This is a genomic window from Spirosoma sp. (assembly GCF_048594605.1).
Taxonomy (GTDB): domain Bacteria; phylum Bacteroidota; class Bacteroidia; order Cytophagales; family Spirosomataceae; genus Spirosoma.
In genome coordinates this window covers 1-21,530 of record NZ_JBMDWV010000187.1, presented here as the reverse complement: position 1 = coordinate 21,530, position 21,530 = coordinate 1, and the positions used below count along the sequence as shown (strand labels likewise).

Genomic DNA, 21,530 nt, shown 5'->3' with positions numbered 1-21,530 from the left:
TGAAAATATTGATTTTTGGTTAGTTTTTAGTATATAAAGTCGAAATATTGTTTTTATAAAAACAATATTTCGACTTTATAAGCGACTATCTGCACATTTTCTTAGCCTGCCTACGAGCATACCTGCTCATCAATATCCAATCCAATGTGATCTGATGATAGTTTAATTAATAAGCAGCGCGCTGCATATATCAGACTATCTGACGGAATAAATCTTTGTACTATCAAATTCTCATTGCCCCTGTATCATGGGCTGAATGATGCCTTTATGCCTGATCATTGATAGGGTGCAGGAGCGCAAATTAGCTGGCGATTATTTAGCAAATCGATCATAAAATGGTTTTGTCAAATCACCTGTACCCTATACGATTATATGGAAAACTCTCCACTAATTTCACAGCTTTCGCCGTTTTTACGGGATGACACAGAAGCAGTTGCTTTAAAAACCTACCTGGAATTCCCGATTTCTCATCTTACAGACGGCCTGAAAGCAAACGCCTATTATTTTGACAACTCTGAATGGGCCGAAGAATACCTGACTTACTGTCACAGAAGCGATAGTTTTAAAAACCGATGGCTTGCCGCTTCCGGCGATTGGAGCGACAAAATAGTTGTTGATATAGGGTGCGGTCCTGGGAATATATTCGCTACGTTGCAAACAAAGCCCAAACTTCTGATTGGGGTCGATGTTGCTCCGAAGTCGTTAGAGTTTGCTGCACAACTTGGCTACGCAACGGTACTGGCTGATGCAATGGATCTGCCATTCAAATCAAACTTTGCCGATATAGTAGTGCTAAACGCTACGCTTCATCATTGCGATAATATGGAAGGTGTGCTGAAAGAAGCAGCTCGTTTGGTTAAACCGGGTGGGGTACTTGTTACGGATCATGACCCTCAACTGAGCGCCTGGGATTATAAAGGGATTGCTAAAGTGTTGTGGGAAGCGCGTCTTACCTATTATCGGTTGATTGGTCATGGCTTTCACAAGTCGACAACACAGCAGCAGGCAGCATTGGATTCTGAAATTCACCATAAGCCGGGCCATGGGGTCACGAAAAAATTATTTGTTGATACATTGGAACCGTTAGGTTTTCAGCTTAACGTTTATCCGCACAATCATGAGCTTGGCGCTGAAGTGTTGGGAGGAGAAAAAGGCAAAGCCGAATTCAAATACCGATTAGCTAACTTTTTATCCGGCCGGAATCCGGACTCAGACGAAAGCGCTTTATCGCTTATGTGTGTGGCAAAGAAAAGCTTGGTATAGTCTGGCTAGTTTGGTGCTTTGGTCATTAAAAAGAGTATTTGATTAGCTTTGGGGTAGCAGGTAGCTTTTATATAAATCGCTGCTATTACTTTTTCGCAATGAAGCCGTTCCTTCTTTTTTTTCTGATTGCTTTCACTACGTCTTCAGTCTTTTCGCAATCGATTCTGTCGAAAGTATACACCTGGAATAATTCGCCGGTTGTCAAATACGCTGGTTACGAAGATCGGACGATTCTGGAAGGTACTACGCGCGACTTTACCGATTTTAACGTCCGTGGTATAACACTTTTGCCTAATCAGCCTTCGTCGTCAGCGCAAAAACTGGATGAAGAACAATTGATTATTGTTAAAGAAGGCGATTTGACCGTTACGTTAGGAGAGAAGACGAAAAACCTGGGCGCTGGTAGTATTGTGCTTATTATGCCGGGTGATTTACACCACTTGGAAAACAAGTCGCCTAAGCCAGTTACATATTACCTGATACGGTATACCTCAAACGAAATGCCGGACTTAGACCTGGATCGGTTGGCGGGGGGCTCGTTCTGGGTCGACTGGAAAGAGGTGCCTTTCAAACCGCACGATAAGGGTGGTATTCGACGGATGTTCGACTGCGGAACGGTGATGACCAAACGGTTTGAAATGCACGTAACAACGCTCAATCCGGGTTTATGGAGCCATCCTCCTCATACACATCGAGCGGCCGAAATTCTGCTCATGGTTGATGGCGTGGCTCAGGAAAGTATAGACGGCGCGTTGCACCAGGCTGGCGCTGGCGATTTGATTTTTCTGGAGTCTAATGTACCTCATGCCATTCAAAACACTGGACAGAAATCCTGTACTTACTTTGCTTTCCAGTTTGAATAATTGAGGTCTATCGAATTTTACGTCTAAGCAGACATAGGAAACACTACGTAGTTTAAGGGCTGTCACGTACTCAAATTCGATACCTACGCTTCACAGAATGAACCGCCAAAGATTGTAAAAATTTTTAGGTAAGTATATGATAGTGAGATAGTTAAGTTTGGTTGGGTATAGTGTATATTTGAATTATAACCACGTAGCGTTTGTTGTAATAATGAGAGAAATGATGCTTTGTTGAGCGTATTAAAAGAAGCTTCTCTCATGGCTACATGCTTACTCAACCAACTTTAACAGCTGATTCCTTAGTTCTCGACCAGTCGAAATCTTCTTCGCGTCTGTGGCTACCCAAACGAGTGCTTTTCACGCCCGATGCTTTAGACGAACCTTTTGGACAGCAGATCTACGAACGTATCACTACGTTGGGATTACCTGTTGAGATTCTGAAAAACAATCGCCTGACGGGATTGCGCGGAGCGACTGAACGCGAAACGTATCGTAATGGGAAGAATACACTGGCCGTTGTAAAGGCGCCACCAGGTACTTTTCGGTTGCAACCTATTCCGCCTTCCGCCGACTGGCAAATGAATCTGGCTGAGGGCTGTCCGGCTCACTGTCAATACTGTTATCTGGCGGGTAGTTTACAGGGGCCGCCCGTTACCCGCGTATTTGCTAATCTGCCCCAGATGCTGACCAACACGGCCGCATACGAGCAGCCTGGTAAAGTCACTACGTTTGAAGTAAGCTGTTATACAGATGTGATTGGTATTGAACACTTGACCGGTAGTCTGGCCGAATGCATTACTTATTTCGGAGGCCGACCCGATGCGCAACTGCGATTCGTGACCAAGTACGACCAGGTCAACTCATTGCTAAATTTAGCTCATAATGGACGTACGCGGGCCCGGGTGAGCCTGAACACCGATCTTGTTGCCCGCCGTCTGGAAGGTGGCACGGCTTCGCTGGAAGCTCGCTTGACGGCTCTTCGTAAGCTGGCTTTACCCATTCAGCAGGGTGGAGGGGGCTATCCCGTTGGTGTTGTTCTGGCTCCTATCATGCCGATTACTAACTGGCGTGAGCAATACACGCATTTACTCGACCGGTTGGCTGCTACACTCAACTTCGACTGCGACCTGACGGTTGAATTTATTACGCACCGTTTTACGCCCGGCAGTAAGGACGTATTAACCGAATGGTATCCAAATACAAGTCTGGAGATGGACGAAGCCACCCGCTCGCAGAAACGTAACAAGTTCGGCAGTGTTAAGTACGTTTACCGGGCTGACGAGATGAGCGTTCTCCGTAGCTTTTTTTATACTGAGTGGCGTAAACGCTTTCCTGATGCGCCAATTTTATATTGGACGTAGTGCTTTTACACGCCATGCTGATATAAGTTTATCTGCTGATAGTCAGTATTATAACTCCGTAATCTGGATGCGAATCGACCCGGCTGTTAATCGGTATAAATTCGTGCGACCGCTTCCTAAAAGATTACCTGTTAGTGTTTCTCTATTCAGTACGTTTACCGACAAACCGGCATATGTTACGTTGCGATAAACATCATGAATGCGCTAAAAATTTTGATCGTTTTAGTGGTTGTGGGGACTTTCGGGTCAGCCACTAACGCTCAGCAGGTTCGGCCTGATTCGGCTTCTAAGCCTGGTAGAACAATATATTCTGTCGTTCAGCAACAGCCGGAATTTCCGGGAGGGATGGCCAGTTTAGGGAAGTATATTCAGAAAAATTTGCGTTATCCTACCGGTTTGACCGCTGAGCCCGAAGCGGGAGGGCGGGTATTTGTTTCATTTATCGTCGGTGAGGAGGGACGTATTGAGGAGGCAAAGGTTCTGAAAAGTCTTGGCCCCAAATTTGACGAAGAAGCGATACGGTTGATTACCAGTATGCCTAACTGGATTCCGGGTAAAATTGATGGGCGAGCCGTCGCCTGTCGGTATAATCTGCCCATCAACTTCAGTGCAGTACGAAACCGGTAGCTCTTCTTCTCATCAATACGTTCATTCGGAATTGGATTACCCGAAAAGAAGCATGAGGTAACGACCTTGCTACATTTATTTTCCTGGAATCAAACAAAAGGCTTTATGGATGCTTATACGAGAATCCGGATACCTAACCGAAATCTGCGTATGAGCAAGACCCGTAAAGATCGTTCTGACATTCAGGTCGGGAACCTCGAAAAGAAGCATAAGCTTGAGCCCGGTACAATTCGTAATACCGACCATACTGACGCGCGTTCGGATAAAGAACTTGGTACGCTCCAGCGCGAATATGGCGAACAGGCTATGGAAGGTATGTTCGATTCAGAGGAAAATCATTCGGAAACGTAGCGTTTAGACGCGTTAGTCAACGCATCCAGTACATTTCGTAGTTCCTGAACGAGAACCGGATCAGTTACGCGTCCATCGGCATCTAATCTGCGTCGGACAAAAGGTACAATCAGGGATGCCCCTTTCGGTAGATCGGCTGTTAAAACGGACAGCGTGTACGATAGCGAAGCGTGTGCTCGTGAGCCTCCCGTATCGGACGGACTAGCGCTAATAACACCAACGGATTTGCCGACAAATTCGCCCGACGAGGCTAACCAATCGAGCATATTTTTCAGGACACCCGGTATACCATGAATGTATTCGGGCGTACAGATGATCACTGCGTCGGCGTGTCGGATTAAGGTGCGAAGTCGATGAACAGGTTCGGACGTATTGGCATGGTCGCGTTCCGGACTGAAGTGCGGCAGCTCGTCCAGGTCATTGTAAAGGGTAACCGCTACGTTATCAGGGGCCTGATCAGCTAAAGCACGTAGGAGAGCCGTATTGGTTGAGGTAGGGCGAAGACTGCCGGAGATGGCAAGAATGTTCATAGTCGTTGCGAGGCTGTTTCAGCGCAACACCTTCGTGATCTCGTTTAGTTTCTCCATTTTCTGAACGAAATCTCCTTTTAACTGCTTACGGATGGCCGTCAGGTTGTCCAGCGTTTCCTGCAAACTGTCGGGTAGAATATCTTCGAGCACTTCCCGAAAACGTTTGGCAAACGTCGGCGATTTGCCATTGGTCGAGATGGCTATTTTTAAGTCCCCTTTCTTTACCACTGAACTCAGGTAAAAATCGCACAGATCAGGCGTATCTGCTACGTTCACCAGGATTCGGTGGCGTTTACAATCATCATGAACTTGCAGGTTTACGCGTTTGTCGTTTGTGCCAGCAATAACAAGGTCTTTGTCAGAGAGATAAAGCTCGTGATACGGTTCCTGAATCAGTTGCAGCTTAGGGAATTGCAAGTCCATATCACGGATTTCTTCCCGAATTTCAGGAGCTACCAGCGTAACGCGGGCGTCAGGCGAATTAGCGAGTAAGGCCGTAAGTTTTTCCAGACCGACGTAGCCTCCGCCGACAATCAGTACGTGTAATTGTTCGGCCTTAACAAAAATGGGGAAGAGGGTATTCATAAAAAAGTCGTCAGCCGATAGTTAGTAGTTGTCAGTCATTTGGCGATAACCAAATCTACAGAACAAACTAGTAACTATCGACTGACGACGATGAACTGTTAACGAATTTTTAAAACTTAAACCCTAGGTTCACACCCAGAATCCGGCGTTTGCTGTTTCCACTGGTAAGGACATCGGCAAAACCGTGGTGATACACAAAGTCCAGCATAATTGGGCCTGCATCAAAACCAAGGTTCACAAGACCGTTGATTGTAGCCGCCTGAAAGTCAGCATTACCTAAATTGAAATCATTTTTATCCGTACCCAATGGCGTAGCATATTCAGCGCCTAAGGCCAGTCGAATGCCCGATACACCGCGATCCGACTGTGCCAGCTTAACACCGACATAGGCAGGAACGTGTAGATACCGCTGATCAATATTGCCAATAAGTTCACTAACGTTACCCGCCTGGCCGTCGCCTGCCCGATAAAACTCAGAGCTGGACGTTAGATATTCAGCACCAACCTGTCCGTAGATGCGGCCACCACCGCGAACCAGAAAACCCAGTTGATAGCCTAAGCGTCCCGTTAAATTTTTCCCGTCTACGGTTTCGCCCTCGAACCGGGTGGAGTTGGCTCCTCCATAAATGCCAAATGTAAAATGCTTGTAGTTCTGACGCTGTTCCTGACGTTCAGAGACCTCCTGACTACGTTGCCCATCTTCAAATCCTTCGTCGTAAGCCCGGCTTAAGTCGCGTTCATCAAACATCCGATTATCGCCAATTCGGCCCTGATATCGATTCTCATAGCGAGGAAATTCTTCATTCCGACGGTTGTACTCCCGGCGCTCATCGATCATGTTATCGCGATAACGATCATTTTGCCGATCAGAACGCCGTTGGTCCCGGCTATCATAACGGTCACTGTTGTAGCGGTCGTTGTATGAATTGTATTGCTGGCCAAAAGTGAGCGTAGTACTACAGATACCGGCAATCAGAAAAGCAGTTTTAGTGAAAGTTTTCATAAGTGAGCATGTTGAGTATTTAGTGCTACAACCGTTCTTCTGTTGAGAATGTTTGGCTGGAGTGGCTGTAGGCGGGTTTTAATTGTATAGAAAAGCCGCCCTCGTTGGAAAGCGGCTTTTCTATAATGGAAGTCTGGTTTTAGAATTTAAAGCCAACGCTGGCGCTCAGTATCCGACGCTGTGAACTTGCAAAACCCGTTTCCTGCGTAACGACATTGCTAAAGCCATAGTGATACGTTAGATCGAGAAATACAGGACCCGCATCAAAGCCTAGTTGCCCCAGCCCGTTGAACGTACCGGTTTTAAGCCGGAAGTTGTTCAGATCACCGAACCGGTTACTGTCCGAACCGATCTGGTTAGCATACTCAACACCGACCTGCACACGTACTGCTGAAATTCCACGGTCCGATTCTACTAATTTGTAACCGATGTAAACCGGCACCTGGATGTACTTAAGGTTAATCTGATCTTTGATGGACGTTGGCGACTGACCAGAACCGGCGACAAAATAGTTTGAACTAGAGGCAAAATACTCAGCGCCAATCTGACCGTAAAGGCGACCACCACCCCGTACGAAGAAACCAGCCTGATAACCCAAACGACCTGTCAATTTATTGTTGACGCCGTTGTCGACGGATTCACCTTTAAACTTGGTTGTGTTCAAACCAGCGTAAATACCGAAGACAAAGTTTTTATAATCTTTCTTGTCCTTAACCCGGGTCGTTGTGTATGTATCTGTGGTAGTGGTTTCCGTAGTAGTCGTACCAGTTGTCGATGGCGAAGCCATGCTGTTGGTCGAATACGTACCATTGGTACCCGTGCTGCTGTTCTCCATCATCGAACTGTTCGTAGTAGAATTGTTCGAGCTGTTAGACATCGTATTTGATGAATTTGTCGAGTTGACCGCGTTTGTGCTATCCGTTGTAACTGGCGATACGTAGCTGGGATTCGTTGTTGAACTTGTCGTCGAATACGTGTTGGTAGTCGTCTGAGCATTCGCGATACCGAAACAACTAAGGCAAATTGCCAATAGGGAGAATTGCTTTTTCATGATTTCAATCATCGTTGAGTTTTATAAATAATAAAAGGGCGTAATCGAAATTACACCCTTTTAACAGAGGTTTGGTAAGCAATGTTTTGAACTATTCCGATTTTAGGGCAAATTTAATTTGTCGCTTTTTTTCAGAAAAAAGCATCTAAATAGCCCAAAAGTCAGGCGGCTCTCATCGATTTGAACGCATTCATCAGGCCATTTGTCGAGCTGTCGTGTGTACTAACCGGGGTATCGTCCTGCAACTCTGGCAGAATCCGGCTCGCTAGTTGTTTACCTAGCTCAACGCCCCACTGGTCAAAGCTGAAAATATCCCAAATTACGCCCTGTGTGAAGATTTTGTGCTCATAAAGAGCAATCAGACTGCCGAGCGTTCGGGGGGTCAACTTCTTGAATAGAATGGAGTTGGTTGGCCGATTTCCTGAAAACATTTTGAATGGGGCTAAAGCCTTTATCTCGTCTTCGCTCTTCCCTGCTTTCCGTAATTCGTCGGCCGCTTCCTCTTCGGTTTTGCCGTTCATGAGGGCCTCCGTTTGGGCAAAATAATTGGCCATTAAAATTTTATGATGATCGCCGATAGGCCGTTGGCTAATCGCAGGGGCCAGAAAATCGCAGGGAATCAGTTTGGTGCCCTGGTGAATCAACTGATAAAACGCGTGCTGGCCATTGGTGCCGGGCTCACCCCAGATGATCGGACCCGTCTGATAATCAACCGGATGGCCGTCGCGATCCACCGATTTGCCGTTACTTTCCATATCGCCCTGCTGAAAATAAGCGGCAAAGCGATGCATGTATTGGTCATAGGGGAGGATAGCTTCCGTTTGGGCACCAAAAAAATTATTGTACCAAATACCAACTAACCCCAGGATAACAGGCAGATTCTGGTCGAGGGGCGTGTCCCGGAAGTGCTTGTCCATTTCGTGGGCACCGTCCAGTAATTCCTCAAATTTATCGAAGCCGATGTAAAGCGCAATTGACAGACCAATAGCCGACCATAGTGAATACCGTCCACCGACCCAGTCCCAGAAACCAAACATGTTCTCAGGGTCAATGCCGAACTTCTCTACGTCTTTTTTGTTGGTCGAGAGGGCTGCAAAGTGTTTGGCAATGGCGGCTTCGTCTTTAGCTGCATCCAGAAACCACTGCCGGGCCGTCTGGGCATTGGTCATCGTTTCCTGGGTTGTAAAGGTTTTGGAGGCAATCAGGAACAGCGTTGACTCAGGACGTACCGTTTGCAGGGTTTCGTAAATGTGTACCCCATCAACATTCGAGACAAAATGCACACGCAGTTTTTTGTCGTCGGCGTAAGGTTTCAGTGCTTCGGTCACCATAACCGGGCCGAGGTCAGAACCGCCGATACCGATGTTTACTACGTCGGTAATGGTCTCTCCCGTGTAACCCTTCCATTCGCCCGACCGAATTCGTTCTGTAAAAGACTTCATGTGAGCCAGTACCTCATTCACGTCGGGCATTACGTCCTTGCCATCTACCAGAATTGGCGTATTGGCACGATTTCGTAACGCTACGTGCAGAACGGCCCGATCTTCCGTACGATTTATTTTGTCGCCCGAAAACATTTTATCGATGGCATCTTTTAGCTCGGCCTGCTCCGCCAGTTGAATGAGTAATTTCAACGTTTCGGACGTAATACGGTTTTTCGAGAAGTCGAGCAGAATATCCGCAAACTGACGCGAGAACGTAGCAAATCGCTCAGGATCTTCAGCAAACAGATCGCGCATATGACGATCTTTCAGGCTATCGTAATGGGCTTGCAGTTGGGCATAAGCCGGTAAATCAGTAAAGCGATGATTGGCGAGCATGAGGTACTTTTGGGTTTTGTCCAAGTTGTCGGCGCGAATATCGTCAATCCCCACAATCTTTTTTCCTCTATTTTTGCGGTTCTTTCCCGGACTGGGAGAAGCGTTTTTTCATCAATTCGCTTATTAATGAATCAAAAACTTTTTTATTCGCTCGTACTGGCCATCATTGGGATTTTGGTTTTTATCCCGTTTCTGGGGGGCGTCCGGCTGTTCGACTGGGACGAAATCAATTTCGCCGAATGTGCACGCGAGATGATTGTTCTGGGCGATTATTTACATGTTCACATTGATTTCAAGCCGTTTTATGAAAAGCCACCGTTGTTTTTCTGGCTGCAATCAATGATGATGAATCTCTTTGGCATCAACGAGTTTTCGGCTCGGCTGCCCAACGCCATATGCGGCATCATTACGTTGGTTTATCTGTATCATCTCGGCCAGAAACTGCACGGGCATCGTTTTGGACTGTTGTGGGCGCTGGCTTATCTGGGCTCCGTAACGCCCCATCTGTATTTCCGATCGGGTATCATCGATCCTTTTTTTAACCTGTTCATTTTCGTCAGTTTAGTCAACGTGATATTTGCCTCATGGAAACGCGAACGGCTGGGTGGCGCCATGACTGTGCCGAAAAAAGAATGGACTTATATTTTGCTGGGCGGTTTTGTACTGGGCCTTGCCATCCTCACAAAAGGGCCGGTGGCTTACCTTATTATTTGTTTGTGTCTGGGTACGTATTGGGCATTAAACCGGTTCCGGTGGTTCATTACACCCCTGCAATTTCTGGCGTTTTCGGCAGCCGCTTCGGTAGGTTCATTGCTTTGGTACGGCCTTGATATCTATCTGAATGGCCCGACGCTGGTACGTGAGTTTCTCGCTTATAGTATAAGGCTCCTGAGTACCCCCGACGCGGGTCATGCAGGTTTTCCTGCGTATCACTTTGTCATTCTGCTAGTCGGCTGTTTTCCAGCTTCGATTTTCGGGATCAGGGCGTTTGGGCAACTTTTTATAGAGCGCAATTATCAGCGTGAGTTCCGCCGGTGGATGCTGATTCTGTTCTGGGTTGTGCTGATTCTGTTCACGATTGTACAATCGAAAATAGTGCATTACTCGTCACTCTGCTATTTCCCGTTAACGTATCTCGCGGCCCTGACGCTGTTGCAACTGGAAGAACGAAAAATTCAGTTTAACAACTGGATGCGGGCCGGACTGATTCTTGTTGGCGGACTTTTTGTGGTCGCCATCGGGGGTTTGCCACTTGCTGCCCGTCGGATGGATTTAGTACGTTTGGTAGCCGATCAGGACCCCTTTTCGCAGGGAAATCTGGATGCTAAAATCGACTGGCCTCTCTGGACCATTCTGCCGGGTATCTGGTTGTTGTTCGTTCTGATCGTTGTGATTCGCTGGTACAACCAGCGCGAACCCGCCCAGGCATCAGTAGTGCTTTTTGGTGGTATGGCCGTGTTTATTACGTTGACTCTCTGGTTTTTTATTGGTCGGATCGAAGGGATTTCGCAGGCGGCTGCCATGCGTTTTTTCGAACGGGCACAGGGGCAGGACGTTTACGTGAGAACGTATGGATATCATAGCTATGGCCCTTATTTCTACACGCAGAAACCTGCCGTAACCAATCCCAATTATTATAATGATGATTGGCTGCTACGTGGTAAGATTGACAAAGACGTCTGGTTCATCCGTCACGCTTCGGAACGCCCTACAGTGCTCGATTCTCTACCCGACGTTCGGAAAACAGGTGAAGAAAATGGCTTCGTATTTTATCAGCGATCGGCAAAGTGACATATTGATTCCTTCGATTATGATGACCAATGAACTGGATATTTTTCTGGCTATCGGTCAATCGCTGGCTGGAACTGAACGTAATAAACTTTTTGGGCTGCCTTGTTTCCGGATTGACGGGAAACCCTTCATCTGTTTATTTCATAACGAGATGGTGTTTAAACTCACTGGCGAGGCTCATCAGGAGGCTTTGAGCCTGGATGGGGCACAACGGTTTGATCCATCGGGTAAACAGCGCCCGATGCGGGAATGGGTACAATTGCCATTCGATTATGCCGAGAAATGGGAAGATTTTGCGCAGGCTGCTTATGTGTACGTGAAAATGCTGCCCTAACGTGATAATATACCAGCGCCAACGTAGTAGAAGGCCGTAAACGCTGGCCGCCGACTTTGACTCACGTTCCTGAGTAGACAAGAAGCGACCGTTTCCTCAATAACTTATGAAATGAACGTAGTATCCCTTTACATTTAATAATGATACTATGCAATAGATATATGTTTGATTAGAATGAAGTTACCTTGAGGCCACCCTTTACCGACTAACCAAAAAACGTAACATCATGAAAAAAGCCATCCACCTTTCTCTTATAGGTATTGTTCTGGGGGGCGTATCGTTCACAAATCCTCCTGATAAATTCGTTGGCCGCTGGCAACCAAACCTGGGGCCTGGGACAGCCGCCGTATCCGTTTTTCGGGCGGATGGCACGTTTGATATTTTCCTAAATGGTAAAACCTTCGTGAGCGGAAAATACCGGGTTAGTCAGGATACGCTATCGATTTCTGATCCCATCTGTGGCCCTGGTTATTATGGGAGCTATCAATTAACCTACATCACTGAAGATTCTGTTCGGCAAACCCTCATTCAGGACACTTGCCGGGTTAGGCGGAACTCTATCGCGTCCTCACCGACGTTAGTACGGGTAAAATCCGCGAGGCCGTGAAAACGTACGTTTTCTTTCTAACAGCAGTCGGAATTGTGGGCCTGCTCAATGCTGCGTTTATAACGAATGAACCAACCGACAAAGCTACGTTAGGACGAAGGCTATTTTTTGACTCGATTCTGTCGCGTAACCGGACCGTTAGTTGTGCTACGTGCCACCGGGAAGAATACGCCTTTGCTGATACGTCGGCGGTCAGTCTGGGCGTACTTGGTCGTAAGGGAAAACGGAATACGCCCTCAGCCATGAATGTGCTTTTACAAACTAGTTTCTTTTGGGATGGGCGGGCTGCCACACTTGAAGAACAGGCGCTGATTCCCATTGCTAATCCCGATGAGATGGATTTGCCGATTGACATCGCTGTAAAACGCTTAAATAGCAGCCGAACGTATCGCACTTATTTTAAACAGATTTTTGGCGAATTGCCAACGAAAGCGAACTTGGCAAAGGCACTGACCGAATTTCAGAAGACCCTTGAAACGCCCGAAACACCTTTTGACGACTGGCGCATGAACGATAACGAAAATGCTGTAAGTGAGTCGGCCAAACGTGGCTTCGCTTTGTTCAATGGCAAAGCTAACTGCATACAGTGCCATTTTGGTGCCAATTTCAATAATTCGGAGTTTAGGAATATCGGTCTGTTCGATGGTAAAACGTTAGCTGATAGCGGCCGGGCGGTTGTTACCAAAAGAGCGACCGATCTGGGAAAATTCAAGATCGGTCCTCTACGTAACGTAGCGTTGACGGCCCCTTATATGCACAACGGTATGTTCAGAACGCTGGCTCAGGTCATTGATTTTTACGATGATCCTGACAAAATCGTTCCGAACGCTATCAATCGCGATCCGCTACTGGCGAAACCACTGGGTTTAACAGTTCAGGAAAAGAAAGATCTGGAGAGCTTCCTCCTGTCACTGACCGATAAACGTTTTTTAGTCAAGGCAAAACCGAATTAGTGTGATGCTAGAGTGTACAGACGTTAAACATCACTCCAGATAAACGGATGTGAGTCAACTGACAAAAAACTGTTAATGCCGTTAGGTAGTTATAGCGCTATGACAACCTCAACACGATCAACACTGAATCTATCGGCATTGGCTGGCTTTTCCACGCTAAGGCAGATCTCTACGCTTATTTGGTTAGGGTTTTTACTAACGAGCTTAGTAGCCTGCAGTCAGACGGGGCAGACGGACGTTGCTAAAAGAAAACTGCGTTTGTCGGTAGGGGAAATAAAAGAAGTATCCCTGCCGCGGCAGGGGGATGGCTCGCAGGAGCTGATCGGTACGTCCGACAATCAGGAAGTGGTTGAAGTATCCAGACAGCAGTTGGCTCCGGCGGTCGATACATTGAAGCGCGACAACAGTGGACCCGCCATTTTCCAGATAAAAGGCGTTACTGTTGGCACGGCTAACGTTGTTTTCTCTACAAAACCGATTAATCAGACCGGAAGCGGACAGCCTGTTCGTACGTACGTTGTACAGGTGACGGCTAAATGATTTACGTTTGAAAAGAATCCTGTCAAAATCGGCAATGGGTAATTTCCCCTGAACAACCGGCTCACTCCCTCCGTTACGTTTCGGAACAACCTGAATTACACTGTGTCATCATCCACCGCTGTTAACGTATCGTCGCCCAATAAATGGATTATTTTGGGAACGGTGATGTTTGGTACGTTTATGTCGACGCTCGACAGCAGCATCGTCAATATTGCGCTACCAACCATTCGGCGTGAGCTAAATGCTGGCGATAGCGTCGAGTGGATTGTTCTATGTTACCTGCTCACGACAACCAGTACGTTGCTGATCATGGGTAAGTTGTCGGACTGGGTGGGCCGACGACAACTCTATATCACTGGCTTTTGCGTGTTTGTACTAGGCTCATTGTTGTGTGGCCTGGCCTGGAACCTATGGTCGCTGGTAGGGTTTCGGGTCGTTCAGGGCCTGGGGGCTTCCATGATTTACGCCGTCGGACCGGCCATTATCAGCGATGCGTTTTCGCCGAATGAGCGCGGACAGGCGCTGGGTTTTATGGGGTCGGTGGTAGCCGCCGGATCAAGTGCCGGTCCGGTTATCGGTGGTTTGTTACTCAGCAAATTCGGCTGGACAAGTATTTTCTTCGTGAACGTACCGATCGGAATAATCGCCATCTGGCGGGCCTGGACCATTATACCCGAAAGCCCAAAGGTGAGTGGACAGCGTTTCGATCTGTTAGGCGCGGGGCTATTTTTAATCGGTGTCACTACGTTTTTGTTGGGGTTGGATTTTGGGCCGGAACCGCGCTATGGCTGGGACAATACGTTCGTGATTACGCTACTGTCTGTTGGCGCTGTACTGCTTGCATTTTTCCTGATCTGGGAAATGCGGGTTCCTGAACCGATGCTACGTCTTGGCTTGTTCCGAATCTGGCCGTTCACGTCGGCTATTCTGGCCGCCTTTTGTGGATTTGTGGCTTCTGGTGGTAATCTGTTTGTCATTCCCTTCTTTTTGCAGCAATTGCTGGGCCTAAATCCCGAAAAAGCAGGTTTGGTATTGTTAGCGGGACCGTTAACATTGAGCGTTGTGGCTCCGCTGGGCGGGTATTTATCCAGCCGAATCAGTGCCCGATGGATATCCACGGCAGGACTGCTCATTACGGCCTGCGGTTACTTCGCTTTCTCTTTCTTGGCCGCTGATTGGGAATGGAGCGATGTTGTGTGGCGCAGTTCGCTGGTTAGCCTGGGGTTTGGGTTGTTTCAGTCGCCAAACAGCAGCAGTGCCCTTAATGCGGCACCGTTGGATCAGCGGGGTATTGCCAGCAGTATGATTGCCTTTATGCGTAACCTCGGATTTGTGGTCGGGATTGCGTTAGCTGCGGCCGTATGGTACAGTACGCGTAACCGCTACGCTCTGGCGCATGACGTAACGCCCGAAACGACAACGGCACAAGTTTTTGGCATGCATTACGCCTACCTGACTATGGCAGGGTTAGTTCTGACAGGCGCAATACTATCCTTTCTACGCGGAAAACCTACCCCAGCCTTATCGCCCGCTGTAACTGCCGTTCCTGCCGGTTCGGTTATGAGCCCACCTGCCAATTAAAAAAATAGCCTCTCGAAACGCACCGCCAGTTGGTGCGCTTCGAGTTATAGCAAGTTATCGTTTGGGACCGATAGAATCGTAAATGACTACTTTTTCCCAGAGCGATGAATAATTGTTCCGGAAGTCATCGTGAATGGGGTGTTTCTGATAAGCTTCTTCATCGGCTGCGCTATCGAAAAAACATAGCCAGGAATACGCATAGCTTCGCTCAATAACGTCGCGATTGGTAGCAGCAGGCGTACCAATATGGACCATTTTGATCGTAGGGCATTTGGCGAGCTTATTTAAACCCTCCAGCAGTTTGGCCTTGTCGGCCTGATTACCCGCGTTTTTAAGGTAAAATAAAACGTGGTGAACAAACAGTTCGCCAGCGGCTGGTACTACGTTCGGCAGGCCAGCCCCAACGCCAGCAGCAACACTATTTTTGACAAAACTTCTCCGGGATTGCTCGTTCATGCGATTGTCGATTTATGAAAATGGAGGTTCCAGGAGCAAAAATGTCGAACGATTCGTCATCAGGCAAGTCTGCTTTTTAACTGGGTCAACAAAACCACTTGGTAGGACGCTTAAACTTTTTAACGATTATATAGTCAATAATCTGAATTCTGTTGAGCTAAGGTTAGATGAATTTAACTGATTCTCTTATGAAACGTATCACACTTATTTTGTCTATTGTACTCGGGCTACCCAGCTTAAGTGTGGCCCAGGTTAATCCTAGTTTGATCCAGGCGGGTATTGACGCCTTTAATGCCTATACCCTGAGCGACGCTCAGGTGGCTGAGTATTCCCGGCAGGCTGTACAGCAAATGGACGCCAAAAATCCGGTAGCCGCCCCTAACGACCCCTACACGCAACGCCTGAACCGAATCGTAGCGCGTCATCATAAAGTGGGCGGTTTGCCTATTAATTATAAAGTGTATAAAACGGCCGATGTTAATGCCTTCGCTACGGCCGACGGGAGCGTTCGTGTTTTTAAAGGACTGATGGACGCTATGACCGATAGCGAGCTGCTGGCTGTTATGGGCCATGAAATTGGTCATGTGATTAATCGCGACTCGCGCGATGCCATGAAAAGTGCACTTCGACGGTCGGCGGTACGTAACGCTGCGGCTTCTGGCTCGGGTACGTTGGGCAAGCTCTCGCGGTCGCAGTTGGGTGGAGTAGCGGATTATCTGCTGGGCGCATCGTTCAGCCGACGGCAGGAGTCTGAGGCTGATGATTATAGTTACGACTTTCTGAAACGTAACGGTTATAACGTACTGGCGCTGGCTACGTCGTTTGAGAAACTGGCTAAGTTGAGTGGAGGAGGCCAGGGGGGACGGGTTACCCAGATTCTTTCCACTCACCCGGACAGTAAAGCCCGTGCGCAGCGCGTCCGGGATCGCGCCAGACGTGATGGACTGGTAAAAAAATAAGCGATCAGACTGGAGAGATCAATCTGAAGCTGGAAAAGGAATAGTAAGCCTTATAAACAGATTTATGACCGTATTGTAAAAAAAATACAAGAAATAGTCCTTTCTGTGTAATTTTAATTTGTAAACGGACTATTGTTTTTTGCAGTGCGCACGTACTTTTTTCTGATCCTTTTGATATCCTACGTAGCGGGATTCGCTCAGACGCAACGTTCTGGTGGGATGCAAATGGACTTACCTGTCAGCAATCAGTTCGATCACCTTTCCATCAAAGATGGTCTTTCCAGCAACTCCATCAACTGTATTCTTCAGGACCAGGAAGGATTTATGTGGTTCGGAACCAACGATGGCCTGAATAAGTATGATGGCTATACGTTCACGACACTAAAGCCAAACCCGGACGATCCGGGACACAGTTTCCAGAACGGTCAGATATCGGGCTTCTGCGAAGATGGGAAAAATCGGTTATGGGTAGCCACACAGGGAGGATTGCATGAAGTTGATAAACGAACGGGACGCGTTACACCCCATCCGATTCGGGGCAGCAACGCCGATCGATGGAACTATCAGCATTCGGTTTATGAAGACAGCCGACACGTATTATGGATTAGTACATTAGCAGGATTGGCGCGCTACGAGCCTGCGTATCATCGGTTTACGCTTTATCCTTCCCCACATCCCGAAGCAAGTATCAAGACCGTTTTTGAGGATCCGCAGCACCGGCTTTGGGTAGGGACGTATCGCGGTTTGTATTTGCTCAATCGGTCGACGGGTCTATATACGCTGGTGCCTGTTCCGGATGTTTCGAATGAGGCTCAACCTACATTTATTGCCTTTCATCTTGACGCCCGGCAAGTGCTCTGGATGGCTACGGCATCGGCTGGGTACGGTTTATTCCGACTGAACCTGCGCAGCCAGCCCTGGCAGTTGGAACATTATAATCCAGACGGAAAAATAAATCCGTTTACGTTTTTAAACTCGGTACACACTGATGCGCAGGGGATTATATGGCTGGCCACAACATCGGGTTTGCAACGTATCGATCCGGAACGAAATCAGGTATTCACCTATCGTCCTGATCCAAATGCGCCAAAAGGTATCAGCAGCAATACGGCTCAGACAGTTTATCACGACCGGGCGGGTACACTTTGGGTAGGTACTGATAATGGCATCGATCGGCAAGTTGTTAATAGCAAGCCTTTTATAACGTATCAGATAAGACCTAACAAAGGTATTGCCAACCTGCCCGAAAATAAGGTAGTGGCACTCCTGCCGGATAATGACGAGCGATTCTGGATCAGTAATGGTTATACCATATATAGGCCAGAGGCACGTAGCAATCGTCTGCAGGTTATACCGCCCGAGACGTTTGGTTCGCACGGACGATTCAAAAATTATTCGCAATCGCTTTTATCCGATAGTGCTGGTGGAGTCTGGCTTGGTACGTGGTCAGGTTTGTATCATTTTGACCCCACTACCGGCCAATACAGCAGCTATCCGTCAGAAGTACCGGCGGAGTACATCCGCCGTGCTCCAACGGGCGACATCTGGATTGGAGGCTACATATCGCCAGCTTCTGGCATTGCCTCCTTTAACCCGCAAACGCGTCGCTACCGGTATTACAAATATAATCCGAAGGACCCTGGCGGCCTGCCCGATCAATACGTATATGGTTTGTTGGTCAGCCGGGCAGGCGATGTCTGGATTCCATTCCGCACCAACGGAATTGGCCGGTTGAACCCGCAAACAGGCCGGTTTATACATTATACAGCCGGTTCGAAAAGTCGATTAACCAGTAACGATATCATCACGATTTATGAAGACGACACGGGGATTATCTGGGTCGGTACGTTGCAAAGTGGCGTAAATCGATTTGATCCGCACACGGGCTTATTTACGGCAATCACAACCCGCGAAGGATTACCCAGCAACAACATTGTTGGTATTATAAGTGATAAGGCTGGCAATATCTGGCTGAGTACCGATAAAGGTCTGTGTCGGTTTGATCCGCGAACCAATGCTGTGCGTACTTATCAGACTACCAACGGACTGGCTAGTAATGATTTTCTGCGGAACGCTGTTTTTCGGCAGAAGGACCGACTCTATTTCGGCAGCTTGAACGGTGTTGTTTATTTTAATCCGGACAGCATTCGCGACGATACCCGACCTTTTCCAGTCTATATCACAGAGTTGAAAGTCAAAGACCAGGTAAGGCCGCTTACTGACAGTCTGATTACGCTGAGCCATGATGAAAATTTTCTCTCGTTCAGTTTTGCGGCACTGACTTATGCACAGTCGGAGCAGAATCAATACGCTTATCAACTGGTTGGTGTCGACAAAAACTGGGTTCAGAACGGCAGTCGTCATTTTGTTAACTACACGAACCTGTCGCCCGGAGATTATCTGTTTCAGGTAAAAGCTGCCAATAGCGACGGAATCTGGAACGAAAAGGGAACGTCCGTACGAGTTGTTATACGCCCGCCCTGGTGGGCAACCTGGTGGGCATATGGAGTGTATGCTCTACTACTTATTGGGGCTCTCTGGCGTTATTTCCGCTTTTACACAAACCGAATCCGGCAGCAGCAGGAGCTGGAGTTAAACCGTCGGGAAGCTGAGCAACTAAAAACGATCGATGAACTGAAAACCCGGTTTTTCTCGAACATTACGCACGAGTTCCGCACGCCCTTATCGTTGATTATATCGCCCATTGAAAAACTATTGCAGGATAGCCGCTTTGATGCGTCGACACGTCAGACACTGGCCCTGATGCAACGTAATGCCAATCAATTGCTTCGGCTGATTAATCAGCTGCTGGACCTGTCCAAATTAGAGGCCAAGCGGATGGAAACTTCGCTGTTACGTGGCGACGTAACGGACTTCGTTGAGCACGTGGTTGAGTCGTTTCGCCAGGCGGCTGAACAGAAAGGGGTTACGTTGACGTATTCCGCCGAAGACATCCTACGGGAGTATCTGTTCGATGCCGATAAGTGGGAAAAAATTCTGACGAATCTATTATCGAACGCCCTCAAATTTACGGGCGAAGGCGGCAACGTAACGGTTTCGCTGAAGCCTTTCGCCCCGTCCGTAAGTCAGGACATCTCCAGTATACGTGTCAGCATTTCCGATTCGGGTATTGGGATCACGTCGGAAAATCTCCCGCATATTTTTAACCGTTTTTATCAGGTTGATAACTCGCATACACGTGCTTATGAAGGAACGGGCATTGGACTTGCTCTTGTCAAAGAATTGGTTGAGTTGATGAGCGGTTCAATCGATGTAAGTAGTCAGCCAGACATGGGTACTACGTTCAAGCTCCTGTTGCCTGTGAAGCCCGTGTCAAGTGACGTCGATGCGCCAGCCGTGATCCTGACGAACCAGGAACCGATTAGTCAGCAGCTAGTGGCATCTCCCAGGCCGGATAGTAAGCTGTCGACTGCCGAATTGCAGGCTCCTTTGCTGCTCATCGTGGAAGATAATACGGAACTACGCGAGTTTCTGGCTGGCGAACTGGCCTCATCTTACCGGATTCTCCGGGCCGTCGATGGTGAAGCGGGTTGGCAGCAGGCTCAAACTGAACTACCAGACGTTGTTATTTCGGACGTAATGATGCCCCGGATGGACGGTTACACACTGACGCACCTGATTAAGAACCACCCGCACACCAATCATATTGCTGTAGTCATGCTGACGGCAAAAGCCGCTCACCATAGCCGTATTGAAGGATTGGAGGAAGGAGCTGATGATTACCTGTCCAAGCCATTTCATCTGGACGAACTGCATCTGCGGATACGTAATCTGATTTCGCGTCAGCAGAAACTTCGCGATCAATACCGTCAGGAGCTTACTCAGCCCGGCCTAATGCAGTCAATCGATACAGTACAGAATGCTTTTCTTCATCGGGTTTATGATCTGCTGGAAGCGCACCTCAGCAATCCATCCATTGACGTAGACTGGTTGGCCGATCAGCTGGCCATGAGCCGTAAAACACTTTATCGCAAAATTCACAGCCTTGTTCAATTAGCGCCAAACGAACTGATTCGACAGTACAGATTACGTAAAGCCGCCGATCTCCTTCGGGCTGGTTATCATGCTTCCGAAACGGCTTATCTGGTGGGCTTCAAAACACCCTCTTACTTTGCCACTGTCTTCAAAGAGTTCTACCACAAAACCCCTTCTGAGTTCGCTGCAACCGGTCTGGATAAAGTGTAAGAACGCGAATTGGTAAGTAAATAATTGCCCATCCACCGGGCTGGCGACGCTACGTATGATAGGGTCGCCAAACACGGGTTAGTCCCAAAAATCGTACAACGCACAGAAACGCGTGCCATAAGAACCTGCAATGCGGACTGACAGTGAGGCTTTGTGTCAAATTGGGGACAATTGCTTTCACTTTAGGGGCAATCTGCGACCAGAAATAACAACATGCCTGCAAACATTTTACCTTAGTTCGTCCAGACGAATGAGTCTACTTTGCGTACAAAAACCACTAAATTCTTACGCGTCATGAAAGAAAAATTTACCCAAGTGATGAAGAACATTTGGCTAGCCCTGCTCAGTATAGGGTTACTAGGAAACCAAATGGCTCAGGCGCAGTCAATCCCGGATGTTCAGTGGAGTAAAACAGGAAAGACGCTGTCTATACTGGCAGATGGCAACATTGCAACATCAGAATCTATAGGGAGTGATTATAATCCGTCTCAGGTTGTAAAGTATGACCTCCAGGGCAACCGGATCTGGCAGAGCGGCCCCTTGGGCGGTACGTCCTACATCGGTGGCAAATTTCCGCCGGGTATGTGTATTGGCTGCGTTAATGGCTATTCTCCAATCGCCAGTATCTTGTTCACAACACCCACCCCCG

20 protein-coding genes and 1 pseudogene are annotated in these 21,530 nt (G+C 47.9%); 15 read left to right on the top strand and 6 right to left on the bottom strand.

Annotated elements, in window-relative coordinates; all coding sequences use genetic code 11:
- The first annotated feature begins 372 nt into the window (after window positions 1–372).
- The 6 genes from ACOJS8_RS11645 (at window position 373) to ACOJS8_RS11620 (ending at window position 4,465) form a co-directional block, all read left to right on the top strand.
- The gene (locus tag ACOJS8_RS11645) at window positions 373–1,263 is read left to right on the top strand and encodes a class I SAM-dependent methyltransferase (protein WP_420148713.1); all 891 of its coding nucleotides are present in this window, start codon (window positions 373–375) and stop codon (window positions 1,261–1,263) included.
- 98 nt (window positions 1,264–1,361) lie between these two features.
- A complete protein-coding gene (locus ACOJS8_RS11640; protein ID WP_420148712.1) occupies window positions 1,362–2,126 on the top strand; it encodes a cupin domain-containing protein in 765 nt (254 codons plus the stop codon).
- 266 nt (window positions 2,127–2,392) lie between these two features.
- Window positions 2,393–3,487, top strand: a complete 1,095-nt coding sequence (locus ACOJS8_RS11635; protein WP_420148711.1) for a spore photoproduct lyase family protein — start codon at window positions 2,393–2,395, stop codon at window positions 3,485–3,487.
- Window positions 3,462–3,677 carry a hypothetical protein gene (locus ACOJS8_RS11630; RefSeq protein WP_420148710.1) on the top strand — a complete coding sequence of 72 codons (216 nt, stop codon included), beginning with the start codon at window positions 3,462–3,464 and terminating at the stop codon, window positions 3,675–3,677. Before ACOJS8_RS11635 ends, ACOJS8_RS11630 begins: the two co-directional genes overlap by 26 nt.
- Before the next feature lie 5 nt (window positions 3,678–3,682).
- Complete coding sequence (locus ACOJS8_RS11625) at window positions 3,683–4,114, top strand: energy transducer TonB (protein WP_420148709.1); 432 nt, start codon at window positions 3,683–3,685, stop codon at window positions 4,112–4,114.
- 150 nt (window positions 4,115–4,264) lie between these two features.
- Window positions 4,265–4,465 (top strand): hypothetical protein, encoded by a 201-nt coding sequence (locus ACOJS8_RS11620; RefSeq protein WP_420148708.1) that lies wholly within the window; start codon window positions 4,265–4,267, stop codon window positions 4,463–4,465.
- Here the strand turns inward: ACOJS8_RS11620 and ACOJS8_RS11615 are convergent.
- The 5 genes from ACOJS8_RS11615 to pgi form a co-directional block, all read right to left on the bottom strand.
- Complete coding sequence (locus ACOJS8_RS11615; RefSeq protein ID WP_420148707.1) at window positions 4,450–4,995, bottom strand: NADPH-dependent FMN reductase; 546 nt, start codon at window positions 4,993–4,995, stop codon at window positions 4,450–4,452. The two genes, ACOJS8_RS11620 and ACOJS8_RS11615, sit on opposite strands and share 16 nt — an antisense overlap.
- An 18-nt stretch (window positions 4,996–5,013) precedes the next feature.
- Window positions 5,014–5,580: a precorrin-2 dehydrogenase/sirohydrochlorin ferrochelatase family protein gene (locus ACOJS8_RS11610; RefSeq protein ID WP_420148706.1), complete on the bottom strand. Its 567-nt coding sequence runs from the start codon at window positions 5,578–5,580 to the stop codon at window positions 5,014–5,016.
- A gap of 109 nt (window positions 5,581–5,689) precedes the next feature.
- Complete coding sequence (locus tag ACOJS8_RS11605; RefSeq protein ID WP_420148705.1) at window positions 5,690–6,583, bottom strand: hypothetical protein; 894 nt, start codon at window positions 6,581–6,583, stop codon at window positions 5,690–5,692.
- A 139-nt stretch (window positions 6,584–6,722) separates the two neighbouring features.
- Window positions 6,723–7,634, bottom strand: coding sequence for a PorT family protein (locus tag ACOJS8_RS11600; RefSeq protein ID WP_420148704.1), 912 nt, complete (start codon window positions 7,632–7,634; stop codon window positions 6,723–6,725).
- 161 nt (window positions 7,635–7,795) lie between these two features.
- On the bottom strand, window positions 7,796–9,454 hold the full coding sequence (gene pgi / locus ACOJS8_RS11595) for a glucose-6-phosphate isomerase (RefSeq protein WP_420148703.1): 1,659 nt from the start codon (window positions 9,452–9,454) through the stop codon (window positions 7,796–7,798).
- A 126-nt stretch (window positions 9,455–9,580) separates the two neighbouring features.
- On the opposite strand from pgi, the gene ACOJS8_RS11590 reads away from it, so the two are divergent.
- The 6 genes from ACOJS8_RS11590 (at window position 9,581) to ACOJS8_RS11565 (ending at window position 15,260) form a co-directional block, all read left to right on the top strand.
- The gene (locus ACOJS8_RS11590) at window positions 9,581–11,245 is read left to right on the top strand and encodes an ArnT family glycosyltransferase (RefSeq protein WP_420148702.1); all 1,665 of its coding nucleotides are present in this window, start codon (window positions 9,581–9,583) and stop codon (window positions 11,243–11,245) included.
- A complete protein-coding gene (locus ACOJS8_RS11585) occupies window positions 11,211–11,579 on the top strand; it encodes a hypothetical protein (RefSeq protein WP_420148701.1) in 369 nt (122 codons plus the stop codon). Before ACOJS8_RS11590 ends, ACOJS8_RS11585 begins: the two co-directional genes overlap by 35 nt.
- A 226-nt stretch (window positions 11,580–11,805) precedes the next feature.
- Window positions 11,806–12,186, top strand: a complete 381-nt coding sequence (locus ACOJS8_RS11580) for a hypothetical protein (RefSeq protein WP_420148700.1) — start codon at window positions 11,806–11,808, stop codon at window positions 12,184–12,186.
- Entirely contained in the window at window positions 12,183–13,139 is a 957-nt protein-coding gene (locus ACOJS8_RS11575; protein WP_420148699.1) for a cytochrome-c peroxidase, read from the top strand. The genes ACOJS8_RS11580 and ACOJS8_RS11575 overlap by 4 nt, the downstream gene beginning before the upstream one ends.
- A gap of 99 nt (window positions 13,140–13,238) precedes the next feature.
- Window positions 13,239–13,679 (top strand): hypothetical protein, encoded by a 441-nt coding sequence (locus tag ACOJS8_RS11570; protein WP_420148698.1) that lies wholly within the window; start codon window positions 13,239–13,241, stop codon window positions 13,677–13,679.
- Window positions 13,680–13,781: 102 nt separating this feature from the next.
- Window positions 13,782–15,260: an MFS transporter gene (locus tag ACOJS8_RS11565; protein WP_420148697.1), complete on the top strand. Its 1,479-nt coding sequence runs from the start codon at window positions 13,782–13,784 to the stop codon at window positions 15,258–15,260.
- A 54-nt stretch (window positions 15,261–15,314) separates the two neighbouring features.
- On the opposite strand, the gene ACOJS8_RS11560 is transcribed toward ACOJS8_RS11565, so the two are convergent.
- Complete coding sequence (locus ACOJS8_RS11560; protein WP_420148696.1) at window positions 15,315–15,716, bottom strand: Dabb family protein; 402 nt, start codon at window positions 15,714–15,716, stop codon at window positions 15,315–15,317.
- Between the two features lie 188 nt (window positions 15,717–15,904).
- Between ACOJS8_RS11560 and ACOJS8_RS11555 the strand changes: the two genes are divergently transcribed.
- The 3 genes and pseudogenes from ACOJS8_RS11555 to ACOJS8_RS11545 all read left to right on the top strand — a co-directional run.
- On the top strand, window positions 15,905–16,675 hold the full coding sequence (locus ACOJS8_RS11555; RefSeq protein ID WP_420148695.1) for a M48 family metallopeptidase: 771 nt from the start codon (window positions 15,905–15,907) through the stop codon (window positions 16,673–16,675).
- A 144-nt stretch (window positions 16,676–16,819) separates the two neighbouring features.
- Complete coding sequence (locus ACOJS8_RS11550; protein ID WP_420148694.1) at window positions 16,820–20,881, top strand: two-component regulator propeller domain-containing protein; 4,062 nt, start codon at window positions 16,820–16,822, stop codon at window positions 20,879–20,881.
- A gap of 294 nt (window positions 20,882–21,175) precedes the next feature.
- Window positions 21,176–21,530, top strand: a pseudogene (locus ACOJS8_RS11545) (hypothetical protein); the annotation flags it as partial.

What these genes read in the sequence shown, in the direction of transcription:
- ACOJS8_RS11615 (WP_420148707.1), bottom strand. Translation starts at nt 4,995, where the DNA reads ATGAACATTCTTGCCATCTCCGGCAGTCTTCGCCCTACCTCAACCAAT.
- ACOJS8_RS11625 (WP_420148709.1), top strand. Translation starts at nt 3,683, where the DNA reads ATGAATGCGCTAAAAATTTTGATCGTTTTAGTGGTTGTGGGGACTTTC.
- ACOJS8_RS11620 (WP_420148708.1), top strand. Translation starts at nt 4,265, where the DNA reads ATGAGCAAGACCCGTAAAGATCGTTCTGACATTCAGGTCGGGAACCTC.
- ACOJS8_RS11590 (WP_420148702.1), top strand. Translation starts at nt 9,581, where the DNA reads ATGAATCAAAAACTTTTTTATTCGCTCGTACTGGCCATCATTGGGATT.
- ACOJS8_RS11570 (WP_420148698.1), top strand. Translation starts at nt 13,239, where the DNA reads ATGACAACCTCAACACGATCAACACTGAATCTATCGGCATTGGCTGGC.
- ACOJS8_RS11610 (WP_420148706.1), bottom strand. Translation starts at nt 5,580, where the DNA reads ATGAATACCCTCTTCCCCATTTTTGTTAAGGCCGAACAATTACACGTA.
- ACOJS8_RS11645 (WP_420148713.1), top strand. Translation starts at nt 373, where the DNA reads ATGGAAAACTCTCCACTAATTTCACAGCTTTCGCCGTTTTTACGGGAT.
- pgi (WP_420148703.1), bottom strand. Translation starts at nt 9,454, where the DNA reads ATGCTCGCCAATCATCGCTTTACTGATTTACCGGCTTATGCCCAACTG.
- ACOJS8_RS11555 (WP_420148695.1), top strand. Translation starts at nt 15,905, where the DNA reads ATGAAACGTATCACACTTATTTTGTCTATTGTACTCGGGCTACCCAGC.
- ACOJS8_RS11580 (WP_420148700.1), top strand. Translation starts at nt 11,806, where the DNA reads ATGAAAAAAGCCATCCACCTTTCTCTTATAGGTATTGTTCTGGGGGGC.
- ACOJS8_RS11560 (WP_420148696.1), bottom strand. Translation starts at nt 15,716, where the DNA reads ATGAACGAGCAATCCCGGAGAAGTTTTGTCAAAAATAGTGTTGCTGCT.
- ACOJS8_RS11585 (WP_420148701.1), top strand. Translation starts at nt 11,211, where the DNA reads ATGGCTTCGTATTTTATCAGCGATCGGCAAAGTGACATATTGATTCCT.
- ACOJS8_RS11600 (WP_420148704.1), bottom strand. Translation starts at nt 7,634, where the DNA reads ATGAAAAAGCAATTCTCCCTATTGGCAATTTGCCTTAGTTGTTTCGGT.
- ACOJS8_RS11640 (WP_420148712.1), top strand. Translation starts at nt 1,362, where the DNA reads ATGAAGCCGTTCCTTCTTTTTTTTCTGATTGCTTTCACTACGTCTTCA.
- ACOJS8_RS11605 (WP_420148705.1), bottom strand. Translation starts at nt 6,583, where the DNA reads ATGAAAACTTTCACTAAAACTGCTTTTCTGATTGCCGGTATCTGTAGT.
- ACOJS8_RS11635 (WP_420148711.1), top strand. Translation starts at nt 2,393, where the DNA reads ATGCTTACTCAACCAACTTTAACAGCTGATTCCTTAGTTCTCGACCAG.
- ACOJS8_RS11630 (WP_420148710.1), top strand. Translation starts at nt 3,462, where the DNA reads ATGCGCCAATTTTATATTGGACGTAGTGCTTTTACACGCCATGCTGAT.